Here is a 14,024-nt window from a genome sequence, read left to right as displayed (position 1 = left end):
GTGTTCGGCGCGCGCCGGTCGGGTGAGTTGCGCGAACATACGGTGTAAACGGGACGAAAGGAACAGCCATGAAGATCGCGGTTGTCGGCGGTACGGGACTGATCGGCTCGCAGGTGGTCGGCCGTCTGAAGGAGCAGGGGCACGAGGTGACGGCGCTCTCGCTGTCGACGGGGGTGAACGTCCTCACCGGAGCGGGTCTGGACGAGGCGCTGGCCGGCGCGGAGGTGGTCGTCAACCTGACGAACTCGCCCACGTTCGACGAGGCCTCGCTCGCGTTCTTCCAGACGTCGATGGACAACCTGCTGGAGGCGAGCCGCGCGGCGGACGTCGGGCACGTGGTCATCCTCTCCATCGTCGGTGTGGACGGCGTGCCCGAGCTGGACTACTACCGGGCGAAGACCCTCCAGGAGGACCTGCTCAAGGCCGGAGGCCTGCCGTACTCCGTCGTACGGGCCACCCAGTTCATGGAGTTCGTCGACGCGGTCATGTCCTGGACCACCGAAGGCGACACCGTCCGGCTGCCGAGCACCCCCTTGCAGCCGATCGCCGCCGCCGACGTCGCGGCCGCTGTCGCCGACGTCGCCGCGGGCGCCCCCCTCAACGGCACCCTGAACGTCGGTGGCCCCGATGTCTTCACCCTCGAAGAGCTGGGGCGCGTCACCATCGAGATCAAGGGCGACGGACGCCAGGTCGTCGTCGACGACACCGCCGGGATGTTCGCCGTACCCAAGGGCGACGTCCTGACCACGCCCGAGGGCTCCCGTATCGCTCCCACGCACTACCGCGACTGGCTCGCGTCCTGATCCGACCGGGCACCGGGTCCGGTGCAGGCGGACCTTGGCGGGTCACCGGCTCCTGCCCGGCGGCCCGCCACTCGTGTCGCAGCCCCGCTCCACGATCGCACCCTCCGACAAGGGGCGCGCAATGGCGAAGGCCGTGACGGAGCCCGAGGGTTGTCCCATAACTGCTGGTCACGGGTGACATGATCTTGCTGTGGCTGGTGTGATCACGGTGTCGGAGCCGTCGTGGACAGCCCCCCTCTCCGGGCTGGGCCCGCGTCAGTTCGGCAGGCTGATCAGCGCGTTGCGGCGTGAGGGCGCGGATCGGTCCGCATGGGCCGGCACTGCTGCCTGCCGCTGGAGGACCGAGTGCTCGTGGTCGCCGCGTACTGGCGGACGAACCTGACCTTGCGCCAACTGGCCCCATTGTTCGGGGTGTCGAAGCCGGGCGCCGACCGCATTGTCGACCATCTCGGGCCGCTTCTCGCGCTCCGGCAGTGCAAGCGGCTTCGGAAGGACGCCGTGCTGATCGCAGACGGGACCCTGGTCCCCAGCCGCGACCACGCATCGCCGGGCAGTCGGAGACTGGCCGGTACTCCACCAGCCACCAGGTCGTCATGGACAACGGCACCCGGCTCGTCGTTGTGGTCTGCCGGGCAGCGGCCGGCAGACCACAACAACTGCAAGGCGTGGGGCTGCCCGGGACTGCCCGGCGCAAAGGACGCCTTCGGCAGGACGACCGTGACCACTGATCGCGGCCACCGGGGTGCCGGCCCGGCTATTTCGCCCGGCGCGAGCGCGGCCACACCGAACTCCCGGACCGGAAGAGGAACACAACGCTTCCCATCCCAAGGTCCGCGCCCGCGTCGAGCATGGATCCGCCCGAATGAAGGGCTAGGAGATCCTTCGACTACCGTTTGCTCGGAATCGCCCGCCTGCACAACCTCGCCCTCGCCGAATAACGGGAGTCAGGCAGGTCATCCAGCACGCCGGAGATCATTTACGGACAACCGCTTATGAGTAGACGTGCCCACTGAAGCGAACTTGACACGTGTGGTCATTCCGGATCGGCGATCAGTTCGCCCAATTGAATGAAGTATTCAGCTGAGTTCCAATTCCCATAAATGCACACCAAATATTGGCGTTCGGAGTATCTGTATATCTCGCGACGAGTAACTTTAGTGATGCCGGGACTGTATGTACTTATGACTGCCTGGAGCTCCTTGAGGGCTTCCGCCTCATTTCCTTCGATATCCGAAACCTTGCGCATCGCGGGCGGTGGGTCAAACGTGTGTGCGGTGATTATCCACTTGGGCATGTTGGCCTTTCCTTGAGCGGGGAGGCTGGCAAATTGAGCGCATCCGAGGCGGCCGCCCAGGCTTCAGGGTGCGAGACGGGCAACAGTCGAAACTGCTGTACGTGCGTACTGTCGTAAGGGGCGGCAGCGGACTTCAGGGGAGTATCCCAGCCAAGCGTCTCGCGTAGGGACTGCTCTGGTGCCCTCGCCGCTCCGCCCGCCGTCGTAGAACCGGGGGCGCGGGCACGACGGCTGGGGCGACGCCCGGGGTCAGGCGGTGCTCGCGTACAGCTCTCGCAGTGGCTGTGCCGAGTCCGTACCGGAGTGGCCGAACGGCGCGTCGAAGCTCCAGACCATGAAGAGCAGGAAGACCACCAGGGCGCTGAACGCGGTGGCCAGCATCAGCTCGCGGGCGGAGCGGCGGATCTGGAGGGCGTAGAGCAGCCCGAGCGTGACGATCGCACCGGCGATCAGGCCGAACCAGACCACGCCGGGCAGCGTGGTGCCGGCGCTGTCGAGACGCTGGTGACGCGCGTCGTCGGCGGTGGCGACCTGGTCGAGCAGCGGTTGGTAGGCCTGGGCCTGCAGTTCGTCGGAGGGCCGGTGATGGGCGATGTCGCTGCGGATCCGGGCCAGCAGCTCGCCGCCGGTGGCATCGAGCGCCCTGTCGTCCTCCATGGCCGGCCACTCGGTGGTGACGGCGTGCCGGGCGTAGGCGTCGATGTGCTCCTGGACCTGGGTGTGGAAGGCGGCCGGGTAGACGTCCAGGCGCTGGTCGATCTCGTACAGCGCCTGGGCCTCGCGCTGGACGGTCCCCTCCGCGGCGCCGCGCGCCTCCCAGACGCCCGCGATCGCCAGGCCGAGGACGATGGCGTAGACGACGCCGACCATCATCACCATGTACTCCAGGACGTCCGGAGTCTGTGAGGTGTCCTCGTCGTCCGCGACGCGGCGATGGCGCATCACGGTGGCGGCGATGACGAAGGCGCAGACCAGCGCGCAGGCCAGGGTGTAGATCAGCCATTCCGGCACAGCAGGACTCCAGGACGAACGGGCGAACGGACGGGCGAACGGACGGGCAGAGGGCGAACGGGCGAGACGTGCGGCGGCCAGGGAACGGCTCAGCGGCTGCCGCGGCGGCGGGAGCCCGGGCGCAGTGCTGCGGCGGCCAGGATGGCCGGGGTGGTGACCACGAGCGTGGTCATCGTCGTGGACATGCGGGCCACCGCCGGACGCGCGGAGCGGCCGCCGTAGTGGAAGCGGGGGACCCACGTGAAGGCGGCGGTCCGCGGTACGGCGCGTGGTGCGCGGGATGGGGCCGCGGCGGCCTCCCGCGCGGGTACCGGCCGTTCGGCGGGCGTGGGCAGCGGGGCCGCCGACGGGACCGGAGCCGGCCGGCCGCGCACGCCGGAGGGTGCCGTCGCGAGCGGAGCGGGCCTGGCCGGGGACGCGACAGGGGGCGCGGCCGGCGGCCGCCACGCCTGCGGTGTCTCCCGCGGCGCGGCGGCGTCGGGCTCGGCCCAGTCGTCGGCCGCGCACACCAGCAGGTGTGCCGTGGCGGGGCCGGCCTCGACGGCGACGGCCGCTCCGGTCGGGCACGGCAGGGGGCAGAACGCGGCAGCGGCGCCCAGGCCGAGTGTGATCCAGCCGCTCACCAGTGGTGTTCCTCTCTGCTGATGGTCCGTCGAAGTCCGCTCACGGCTGCTCCGACGGTCCGCGCGCCTCGGTCCGCGGCACGGCCGGGCGGCGGACGCCGGCGCCGGCCTCGCGGCAGGGTGCGGCGCCGGGAGTAACGATCATGCTCGTCCCGGGGTCACGGCCCGGTGCGGATCTCCCGCGGGACGCGCGGGGCGGCGGTCGCGAGGGGCGGCCCTGGGACACGGCGGCACCGGTTCCGTACGGATGACGGAACCGGTCCTGTACGGATGACGAACCGGTCGGGCGTGGCCTCACCGGCTCCTGGAACGGGACGGTCCCACGAGGAGGACGCGTTCGATGGACTCGTAGCGCTCACGTTCCCGGGCGGCCGCGGCTCTGCCGGACAGGAGGGTGCCGAGCAGACCGCAGAGGAAGCCCACGGGCACGGAGACGAGAGCCGTGGTCGTGAAGGGGAACCAGTTGAAGTCGACCTCGGGGAAGGCCGATCGGGGGGATCCCGAGACGAGGTTGGTGCCGGTGATGAGGACGAGGACGCTGAGGGTGCCGCCGATGAGTGTGCACAGAAGGCCGGCCCGCGTGTAGCGCCGCCAGAAGAGGCTGTAGACGAGCGCGGGCGCGATGGCCGAGGCGCCCAGGCAGAAGGAGAGGGTGGCGAGCGGCTGAAGGCTGCGGTGCTGCGCGGTCACGGCGAGCAGGATCACGGGGATGCCCACGGCGAGGGCGGCCAGGCGGGCCAGGGTCGTCTCGCGCAGGGGGGACATGCCCGGGCGGGCGGCGACGTCGTGGGCCAGGGAGTTGGCGCAGGCCAGCGTCATGCTGGCCACGGAGGCCAGCAGCGTCAGGAAGATCGCCGTGGTCACGGTGGCGAACAGCAGACTCTCCGCGCGGGAGAGGTGCAGCCCGAACGCGGCTCGTGAGCCGAGGAGGTAGGCGGTGTTCCCGCGAGCATCCGCGCTGACGATGCCGGTGCGGCCGATGAGAGCCGTGGCGCCGACGCCGATGACGGTGATGACGGCGATGAAGAGGGCGACCGTCGAGACCGCCCAGGACATCGCTCGGCGTACCTGGCGCGCGTTGCCCGCGGTGTACATTCGCATGGTGACGTGCGGCAGGCAGGCGCCGCCCAGCACGATGGCGCACTGGGTGCTGACCATGTCGAGGCCGCGGTGCGGGCCGTCCGCGAACTGCAGGCCGTAGCGCAGGAAGCCGTCGCCGGTCCCGCTGTTTCGGGCGGCGGTCCGGAACAGGTTCTGCGGACTCCACCCGAAGGTGTGCAGGATCAGCCCGGAGATGACCAGCCCGGACCCGAGAAGGATGACCGTCTTGAGGATCTGGATCAGGGCCGTGCCCCGCATCCCCCCGATGGCGGCGTAACCGATCATCAGGGTTCCCGCCCCGACGACGCAGCCCGTCCGCATCGCGCTGTCGGAGAAGCCGAGGACGAACGCCAGCAACTGGCCCACGCCCGCGAGCTGTACGACCATCATCGGCACCAGCGCGGCCAGGGTGACGGCGCACGCGGTGATACGTACCGCACGGCCGGGCAGCCGGCGGCCGAGCACGTCGCCCATGGTGAACCGGCCGGTGTGATGCAGGGGTTCGGCCAGCAGGAACATCAGCAGCAGCAGGGACAGCAGGGTGCTCAGCGCCAGGACGACACCGTCGTAGCCGCACAGCGCGATGACACCGCCGATGGTGAGGACGGTGGCGGCGGAGATGTAGTCACCGGCGATGGCCAGGCCGTTGCGCAGGGGGGACAGGTACCGGTACCCGGTGTAGAACTCGTCGAGGTCGTCACGGTCGGGACCCGTGAGCACGCACAGCAGGAGCGTGAGACTCACGACGCTGCAGAACGCCACGAGGGACCAGGACTGCGCGGAGCCGTCGAAGTCCGTCACGGCTGCTGCTCCCCGTCGGCGCGGTAGGTCTGCCGGTGCACACGGCGGGCCAGGGGGTCCACGTACCGGCGTGCGGTGTACTCGTAGAGGATCACGGCCAGCCAGGTGACGGGGAGTTGTACCAGTGCCAGGACAAGACCGAGGGGAAGACCGCCGGGGGCGGGGCGGGTCATGATCGAGGGGGCTTCGACGGTGAGGGTGAGGAACGCGGCGAAGTAGCCGAGCGCGGCGAACGTGGCGACGCGCCGCTGCCAGCGACAGGCCCGGCGCAGGAGACGGAAGTCGCGGTGCCGGCTGGTCCACGAACGGGGCCGGACCGCCGGTGGGTCGCCGTCCCGCGCGGTCAGCGGGTCCGGGGCCCAGGCCGGGAAGGCGTGCCGTCCGGGCCGGTGCTGAGCCGGGTGTAACTCCGAGCTGTCGAAGGACATCCCAAGGTCTCCTGCCGGGTCGTGGGCCCCACGAGACGCGGACCGCGAGAACGTGGGGGGAGCGGTTCGGGTCTCCGCACGCTATGCGGGTGTCGGACCGTGCGCGCGGACTTCCGTCGAACTCCCTGGTGGGGGCCGCTCAGGCGTTCTGACCTCGGATGTTGTACGTGTGATGGGTGTGGCGGGGGCATACGGCAGTGCTCTGCGGGCCACGGCGGAGTCGAACCAATTCGCGCGGACGGCGCGGCACCGGAGGGTGCCGCGCCGCGCTGTGCCGTGGGGGTCTGGGAGTGCCGCGCCGCGCTGTGCGTCGGGGTCTCAGGGTGCCGGGACCTCGTCTACGAAGGTGGTTCCCGCCCCGCGGTAGGCGTTCACCTTGGCCGACACCTGGGCCGGGCTGAGCACCTGGTCCTTGACGTGGAGGACGTAGTCGACCTGTTCGTCGTAGGCGCGCGGTGTCGTCGAGGTCTGGCCGGCCAGGTCGATCAGCCACTGGTTGAAGTTGATCGACATGGGACGCTCGGGCAGGTACTGGGCGTCATGGGTCCCGAACAACTGTCCGTCGATGTAGTACTTGATGGCGGTGTTGTCGATCGTGAGGACCAGGTCGTGCCATCCGGCGTAACTCCGCCGGCTCTCGGTGTGCTGGTTGACCGCCTGCCAGGGGTCGGGGTTGTAGGTCTCCCAGGACGTGGTGTACAGGATGTCGCCGGCCTCGCCCCAGCCGCCGTTGGGCAGGTACTCGAAGTCGTACTCGGCGTAGTCGTCCGCCATCGGGGCCTTGAGGTCGTTGATGGTGAAGAAGGTCTGCACGAGGTGGTCGCCATCGGGTCCGGACCGGGGGGTGTCGGCGAACTTCACCCGGGCCGCGTAGGTGCCGTTCTTGAACTTCGTGCTCCGGGAGACGACTTCGGTCTGGACCGTGGACGCGGCGGTGCCCGCGGTGGAGGTCTGCAGGTTCATCACCGAGTTGCCGGCGGTGCTGGAGAAGGTGACCTTCGACGGGTCCCAGGTGGCGCCCGGCACCCCCGGACCACCGGAGTTGGAACGGACGTTCCAGCCGTGGGACGTGAGCGCGGGGTCGGTGTACGAGGTGTAGGTGAAGTCGTCGAACAGCGTCGCGCCGCCACCGGGCGGGTCGGTCGGGTCCGGCGGGTCGGTCGGGTCCGTGGGGGTGTTGCCCTCCGGGGGCGTGCCCCAGACGGTGGCTCCGGCGAGCTGCGCGGTGACCTTCGTCCAGTCGGCGTACGCGGTGGTGGACGCGTTGAAGGAGTAGTCGTCCGCCTGGTTCAGGGGCTGCCAGCTCGCCTGGTAGAAGCGCAGTTGGAGGTCGCCGGTGTCGGTGCCGGCGCTCAGGGTGCCGGCCGACGAGGTGAAGCCGATCTCCAGGTAACGGTCCGCGGTCGCGGTGGGACGGCTCAGGGTGCCGAACGTGCCGGTGACGTTGGCGCATCCCCTGACCGCCCAGGAACAGGCGAAGCGGTACGAGGCGCTCGGCGAGTCGGCCTTGAAGTAGTAGCGGATCCTGACCTGGCTCAACTGGACTGTCGTCGAACCGGTGTTGCGGACCTTGAACCAGGGCTCGCTCTGGTCCGCGGTGGCCCCGGTGGCACTGGTGCGGTACTGGACCGCGAGGGCGTCACCGGCGGCGGACGCGGTCATCGGGACGGCGGCCAGGGCGGAACCGGCCAGGAGCGCCGACAGGGCCAGGGCCACGCGGCGGCGGCCGACGAGAGGACGGGTGCTCATCAGGATTCCTTTCGGGTGGGGGGCTCCCGATTGGCATGGGAGGAGTGGGGGAGTGCGCTGCGCGAGACCTCGGCGGCGGTGGGCGGAGTGCGCGGACGGCGTGCGCGGGTCCGGGAGGCCGGGACGGACGCGCTTTACCAGTTGACCCACTGCCGGTTTACCAGTTGGTGTTGCCTGAAGGTGGCATAGACCAATCGAGGCGTCAAGACCCGCCGCAGGTAAGGGAATTGACCGACCGTCTCGCGACGTGACCGATGCCCGGACCACCGCCCGACCGGTTGAATGTGCTTTACCAGAGGACCAGTTAGGGTCAGACGCGTACCAGCGTCTCGTCCCGCCGACGAACGAGAGCCCGCATGGAGATCGACTCCGCCGCCACCCGCGCGGTACTCAAACGCGAGAGGGTTCGCGAGGCGATCCTCGAACTCATCGACGAGCGCGGCCCCGGCGACGCCATCCCCTCCGAACGAGCCCTCTGCGCCCGGCTCGGCGTGTCCCGCCCCACCCTGCGGGCCGGGATCGACCAGCTCGTCGTGGCGGGACTCCTCGTACGGGAGCACGGCCGGGGGATGTTCGTCGCCGCCGAGAAGATCACCCAGGAACTGGTGTCGGACCGGCGCAGCTTCAGTCTCCCGCGGGCCGCCGGCACCTGGACCAGCCGGCTCCTCGAACTCAGCACGCTGCCGGCCGGCGCCCGCGTCGGCCGCAAGCTGCGTCTCTCGCCGGCTGCCCCGATCCGCTACGCCGCCCGGCTGCGCCTCGTCGACGGCGCTCCCATGGCCATCGAGTACCTGCACGTGCCCGCGGACCTGGTGACGGACCTGACCAGCGACGAACTGGAGAACGGCGACCTGTACGAGCACCTGGGCGAACGGCACCGCGTCCAGGTCAGCGAGGCCGTCCAGTCGATCGAGCCCACTGTGGTGACCCGGGCCGAGGCGGAACTCCTGGCCGTGCCGGAGCTGTCACCGGCGCTCCTCTTCGAGCGGCTCACCTACGACACCGAGAACCGGCCGGTGGAATACGTCCACTCGCTCTACCGCGGCGACCGCTATCGCATCGTGTCCCGGCTGACACTCGGCCCGCGCACCGGAGCCCGCCCCGCACCGCAGGACGGCCACCATCCCGGCATCCCGCCGGGAGACCTGATGCCGGGCGCACCGGTCACGTTCTCCACCCGGGGCGTGGTGCAGGGCGACGCCTGACGCACCGACCGACCGCGCGTGGTGCGAGGAGGGTCGTGTCGTCGCCGACGGCGGTCCGCTCGTCGTGATCTCGTACGCCGCCGGCCGAGTGGTTCGTGAAGAATCCTGTCCCCGCCGCATCCGAACGCGTGGTTCGCCCGGAAGTCCCCCGTGATGGCGAACACTTCACCGGACGGGCACCACGCCTGCCTTCCGGGCTCTCACGGAAGGCGAGCGATGAGCGAGGAGGAGGGGCTCTCGACGCTGGGAGGCTCCGACGCGGTCGTACACACCCGGGCCGAGCGGGAGTTGGCCGTCTCGCACTGGCTCGTGTGTGCCGCGGACGATCTGCGGGCGGCCCAGGAGCAGTGGGAGGACCAGGGCGTCGCCCTGTTGCGCTGCGGAGGACTCTTCTCCGCCGTGCGCATCCCGGCGGCGATCGTCTTCGCGGCCGCCGGCACGGACGACCGCGACGGCGTCGACGCGTTCCTGGCCGACGCGCTGCACGGCGGTCCCGTCTTCGTCGACACCATCAGCGGCTGCTACTACTGCCTGGTGCCGGCGAGTGCCCAGCGGTGGTGGACGAGCGTCGACGCGGCCTGCCTCGGCCGCGAGTCCTACCTCGGCGTGCCGAACCCCTGCCTCGACGCTTCCAGCGCCGGCGCCCGCTCCTATTGGTGCGTGCCGATGGACGGTCCCGGCGACTTGTGCGTGGCGGCCACGGTACACAAACTCGTGCTCCTCGGACGGCACCGCAGGATTCGGGGAGACGTGATCCAGGGGGTCGCGTGGAACGGGTTACCCGCAGGGGGCGAGACGGCCGACGACGACTAGACGGCCGACGACGGCACAACGGCTCGACGCGGCCCGCGGGCGACTCCCGGCCGTGCCCGCCTCACCCCGCCGCACCCGCCTCCGTGCACCCCCGTCAGGTGTCGCGTCGCCGAGGGGTGGACGCGGCGAGGGCGCGGAACGCCTGCCACTGGACCCCGTTTCGACGAGGCGGAGGCGGGCTACGCCGAGGCCGACGGTCTGCTGCGACGCGCCGGGGCGCACCACGCCACGGGGCCGCGCACGCTGGGCCTGATCACCATCCGGCCGGCCCAGCGACAGACCGCCGACATCGAGGCCGTCGTCCGCGACCGGTGACCGACCACCTCTACGGGCTGGAGTTGGACTACCGCTGCGAACTCGCCGTCCTGCACCGGGACATGGACGCCGCGGCCGCGCTGGTCCAACACCTCCTGCCCGTACGGGAGCAGCTCGCCGGCGCGGCCTGCGCGAGCCGCCCCCTCGCCCACGGCCTCGGCGACCTGTACCGGCTCGTCGGCGCGGAACAGGCCGCGGCCGAGCACTACGCGCCGGCCGAACGGATCGCGCGCGCCTGGGACTCGCCGCATCTGGTGGCTGGCGCGCGCCGGGCGGCCGCGGACCTGGCGGCGACCCGCGCCCGACGCCGGACCGTCGTGACGTAGACGTAGACGTAGACGTAGACGGAGGCGGACGGACGTGGAGGTGGGCGGATGCAGTGGGACGTGGACGTAGGCGCGACCGGCGCGTGGGCGAAGGGGTCGGTCTGGGTGGCGGGTGCGTGAGGTGGTCGGGTGGCGACGCGGCCCGTGGGCCTGAAAGCGCGACGGGCTCAGCTGCGTACCCTGTCCCCGTGTCAGCCTCCCGTCTGCGGCGCGTCGCCGTTCTCGTGCTCGAAGGGGCGAAGCCGCTCGATGTGGGCATCCCCGCGCAGGTGTTCACCACGCGCGCGAGCATGCCGTACGAGGTGCGGCTGTGCGGTGCGGCACCCGGCCTCGTGACCGGCGGCGACGGCCTCTCGTACCACGTCGCCCACGGCCTCGACACGCTCGCCTGGGCCGACATCGTCTTCCTCCCCGGCTACCGCTTCCCCGACCGCGACGATCCGCCGCGGACCGTCATCGACGCGCTGATCGCCGCCCACAGCCGGGGCGCACGGCTCGCCGCCATCTCGACGGGTGCCTTCGCGCTGGCCGCCACGGGCCTGCTCGACGACAGGCGCGCCACGACGCACTGGCACTACACCCGGGCGCTGGCGGCGAAGCATCCGCTGGTTCGGGTCGACGAGAACGTGCTGTTCGTCGACGAGGGCAGCGTGCTGACCTCGGCGGGCGCCGCCTCCGGCATCGATCTGTGCCTGCACATCCTGCGCGGCGACCTCGGGGTGGCCGCGTCGAACCACGCGGCCCGGCGCCTGGTCGCGGCCCCCTACCGCAGCGGCGGTCAGGCGCAGTACGTGCCGCGCAGCGTGCCCGAACCGCTCGGCGAACGGTTCGCCGCCACCCGCGAGTGGGCGCTGCACCGGCTCGACGAGCCCCTCACCCTCGACGTCCTGGCCCGGCAGGCGGCGGTCTCGCCACGCACGTTCTCGCGGCGCTTCGTCGAGGAGACGGGGTACACGCCGATGCAGTGGGTCATGCGTGCCCGCATCGACAGGGCCCGCGAACTGCTGGAACGTTCGGAGCGCGGCGTGGAGCGGATCGCCGCGGACGTCGGTCTCGGTACCGGCGCGAATCTGCGACTGCACTTCCACCGCATCCTCGGCACCACACCGAGCGAGTACCGGCGCACCTTCGCCCAGGGCGAGTAGCCCCGCCGGTCCGATCCTGGCGCCTGGCGCGATCCTTTTGAACCATGGCGATCTCGCCACTGTCCCCGCCCCGTGCCGCGAGCGAGCCTGGTGGCGAACGGAAGGGACACCATTCATGACTCGCATCGCCATCAACGGATTCGGCCGTATCGGACGCAACGTGCTGCGCGCGCTGCTCGAACGCGACAGCTCACTGGAGATCGTCGCCGTCAACGACCTCACGGAGCCCACCACCCTCGCGCGGTTGCTCGCCTACGACTCCACGGCCGGCCGGCTCGGCCGCCCGGTCACCGCCGACGGGGACGCGCTGGTCGTGGACGGCCGCCGTATCACCGTGCTCGCCGAGCGTGAACCCGCCCAGCTGCCGTGGGCCGAACTCGGTGTCGACCTCGTCCTGGAGGCGACCGGACGCTTCACGTCGGCGAAGGCGGCCCGCGCCCACCTCGACGCGGGCGCCAAGAGGGTCCTCGTCAGCGCCCCGTCGGACGGCGCCGACGTCACGCTCGCCTTCGGCGTCAACACCGACAGCTACGACCCGGCCGTGCACACGATCGTCTCGAACGCCTCGTGCACGACCAACGCGCTCGCGCCGCTGGCCGCGGTGCTCGACGAGCTCGCCGGGATCGAGCACGGCTTCATGACGACGGTGCACGCCTACACCCAGGAGCAGAACCTCCAGGACGGGCCGCACCGTGACCCCCGCCGGGCCCGGGCCGCCGGCGTCAACATCGTGCCGACCACGACGGGCGCCGCGAAGGCCATCGGCCTGGTCCTGCCGAACCTGGAGGGCAAGCTGTCGGGCGACTCGATCCGGGTACCGGTTCCGGTGGGCTCGATCGTCGAGCTCAACACCACCGTCGCCCGGGACGTGACGCGCGAGGACGTCCTTGCGGCCTACCGGACTGCCGCGGAGGGGCCGCTGGCCGGCATCCTGGAGTACTCCGACTTCCCGCTCGTGTCCTCCGACATCACGGGCAACCCGGCCTCGTCGATCTTCGACTCGGCCCTCACCAGGGTCGACGGCCGGCACGTGAAGGTGGTCGCCTGGTACGACAACGAGTGGGGCTTCTCGAACCGCGTGATCGACACGCTCGAACTCCTCGCCGCCGGCTGACCTGTCGGCCTCCTCGGTCCCACGGCCGCGTGGCGGTGGGACCGGCATTTCCACCACCGCCACCACGGCCGACTCCGACCGCGCAAGTCCGACCGCCCCGCACCGGCCGCGCGCGGGGCCGACACCGGCGGCGGGTCCGCAGGATGATGGAGGGTGGAGGGCGGGACGAAACCGTCCCCCCCGCTCGGGGATCCGTCGAGCCCGACGGTACGGATCCGTCCCGGCTCGGAGTCCGTCCCGCCGCGGGACGTGCCCGAGACAGGAGGTCGCGCGCATGCTGTTCCGACAGCTGGAGTACTTCGTGGCGGTGGCCCGGGAGAAGCACTTCGCCCGGGCCGCGGAGGCCTGCTATGTGTCGCAACCTGCCCTGTCGGCCGCCATCGCCAAGCTGGAGCGGGAGCTGAACGTCACCCTGATCAACCGCGGCCACACCTACCAGGGCCTGACCCCCGAGGGTGAGCGGCTGGTGGTGTGGGCCAAGCGGATCCTGGCCGAGCACGACGCGTTCAAGGCCGAGGTGGCCGCGGTCCAGTCGGGCGTCACCGGCACACTGCGGCTCGGGACCGCGCCCACCGCGTCGACCACCGCGGCCCTGCCCGTGGCCGCCCTGTGCGCGCTGCACCCGCTGGCCAGGGTGCAGATCAGCACCCGGCTGCCGACGGCGGAGCTGGCCCGGCAGCTGCGCGAATTCGAGCTGGACGCGGCGATCGCCCCCTTCCCGGCGGAGGAGCGGGAGGGGCTGGAGACGGTGCCGCTGTACGAGGAGCACTACCTGCTGCTCGCCACCGGCGACCGGCTGACCTCCGACTCCGACACGATGACGTGGGCGGAGGCGGCACAGCTGCCGCTCGCGCTGCTGCCGCAGGACATGCAGATCCGGCAGGTCATCGACGACGCGTTCGCCGCCGCCGATGTGGTGCCGCACGCCCAGGTGGAAGCGGACTCCGTCGCCTCCCTCTACGCGCACGTGGGCGCCGGAGGGTGGGCGAGCATCGTGCCGCACACCTGGCTGCGCGCGATGCCGGTGATCGGCCGGATGAGAGCGGTACGGCTGGTCGATCCGGAGGCGAGCGCGCAGATGCTGGTGGGGATCAGCGCGGTGGCTCCAGGATCGCGCGTCGCCCGGGCGTTCGTGGAGGTGGCGACGGGCCTGTCGCTGGACGAGTTCTTCGGCCAGCCGCTGCCCACCGAGCACCCCGTCGGCTGACGCGGGCCGCACCGAGGGACGCCCCGCGTATGTGACGTGCCGATGTGTTCCGGTGTCGCGAGCAGGGCGGCACACCGTGTCACGTCCCT

The 14,024-nt window shown here is 71.1% G+C and carries 13 protein-coding genes and 1 pseudogene; 8 read left to right on the top strand and 6 right to left on the bottom strand.

The features are described from left to right. Positions 1-68: 68 nt before the first annotated feature. Together ACWCQK_RS11320 and ACWCQK_RS11315 are read left to right on the top strand one after the other, a co-directional pair. Positions 69-803, top strand: a complete 735-nt coding sequence (locus tag ACWCQK_RS11320) for an SDR family oxidoreductase (RefSeq protein WP_451154357.1) — start codon at positions 69-71, stop codon at positions 801-803. A 190-nt stretch (positions 804-993) separates the two neighbouring features. Next, positions 994-1,741, top strand: a pseudogene (locus ACWCQK_RS11315) (transposase family protein). Between the two features lie 95 nt (positions 1,742-1,836). Here ACWCQK_RS11315 and ACWCQK_RS11310 read toward each other — a convergent pair. The 6 genes from ACWCQK_RS11310 to ACWCQK_RS11285 form a co-directional block, all read right to left on the bottom strand. Next, a complete protein-coding gene (locus ACWCQK_RS11310) occupies positions 1,837-2,097 on the bottom strand; it encodes a hypothetical protein (RefSeq protein WP_451154355.1) in 261 nt (86 codons plus the stop codon). Between the two features lie 249 nt (positions 2,098-2,346). Continuing rightward, a complete protein-coding gene (locus ACWCQK_RS11305; protein ID WP_451154353.1) occupies positions 2,347-3,108 on the bottom strand; it encodes a bestrophin-like domain in 762 nt (253 codons plus the stop codon). Between the two features lie 89 nt (positions 3,109-3,197). Further along, the gene (locus ACWCQK_RS11300) at positions 3,198-3,731 is read right to left on the bottom strand and encodes a hypothetical protein (RefSeq protein WP_451154351.1); all 534 of its coding nucleotides are present in this window, start codon (positions 3,729-3,731) and stop codon (positions 3,198-3,200) included. A 294-nt stretch (positions 3,732-4,025) separates the two neighbouring features. Further along, positions 4,026-5,633, bottom strand: a complete 1,608-nt coding sequence (locus tag ACWCQK_RS11295) for a sodium/solute symporter (RefSeq protein ID WP_451154349.1) — start codon at positions 5,631-5,633, stop codon at positions 4,026-4,028. Next, positions 5,630-6,061 (bottom strand): DUF485 domain-containing protein, encoded by a 432-nt coding sequence (locus tag ACWCQK_RS11290; RefSeq protein ID WP_451154347.1) that lies wholly within the window; start codon positions 6,059-6,061, stop codon positions 5,630-5,632. Before ACWCQK_RS11290 ends, ACWCQK_RS11295 begins: the two co-directional genes overlap by 4 nt. A gap of 318 nt (positions 6,062-6,379) precedes the next feature. Further along, complete coding sequence (locus ACWCQK_RS11285; RefSeq protein ID WP_451154345.1) at positions 6,380-7,810, bottom strand: cellulose binding domain-containing protein; 1,431 nt, start codon at positions 7,808-7,810, stop codon at positions 6,380-6,382. A 356-nt stretch (positions 7,811-8,166) separates the two neighbouring features. On the opposite strand from ACWCQK_RS11285, the gene ACWCQK_RS11280 reads away from it, so the two are divergent. From ACWCQK_RS11280 to ACWCQK_RS11255, 6 genes are all read left to right on the top strand, one after another. Beyond that, positions 8,167-9,015: a GntR family transcriptional regulator gene (locus ACWCQK_RS11280; RefSeq protein ID WP_451154343.1), complete on the top strand. Its 849-nt coding sequence runs from the start codon at positions 8,167-8,169 to the stop codon at positions 9,013-9,015. A gap of 216 nt (positions 9,016-9,231) precedes the next feature. Then, complete coding sequence (locus ACWCQK_RS11275; protein WP_451154341.1) at positions 9,232-9,828, top strand: hypothetical protein; 597 nt, start codon at positions 9,232-9,234, stop codon at positions 9,826-9,828. Between the two features lie 311 nt (positions 9,829-10,139). Further along, positions 10,140-10,469 (top strand): hypothetical protein, encoded by a 330-nt coding sequence (locus ACWCQK_RS11270; RefSeq protein WP_451154339.1) that lies wholly within the window; start codon positions 10,140-10,142, stop codon positions 10,467-10,469. 188 nt (positions 10,470-10,657) lie between these two features. Then, positions 10,658-11,614, top strand: coding sequence for a GlxA family transcriptional regulator (locus ACWCQK_RS11265; protein WP_451154337.1), 957 nt, complete (start codon positions 10,658-10,660; stop codon positions 11,612-11,614). Between the two features lie 115 nt (positions 11,615-11,729). Beyond that, a complete protein-coding gene (gene gap / locus ACWCQK_RS11260; RefSeq protein WP_451154335.1) occupies positions 11,730-12,728 on the top strand; it encodes a type I glyceraldehyde-3-phosphate dehydrogenase in 999 nt (332 codons plus the stop codon). A gap of 274 nt (positions 12,729-13,002) precedes the next feature. Continuing rightward, positions 13,003-13,935, top strand: coding sequence for a LysR family transcriptional regulator (locus tag ACWCQK_RS11255; protein ID WP_451154333.1), 933 nt, complete (start codon positions 13,003-13,005; stop codon positions 13,933-13,935). Positions 13,936-14,024 lie beyond the last annotated feature (89 nt).

This window comes from Streptomyces sp. NPDC002306, from assembly GCF_053593435.1.
The sequence above is the reverse complement of the archived record's forward strand: the minus strand, read 5'-3'. Positions and strand labels throughout refer to the sequence as shown.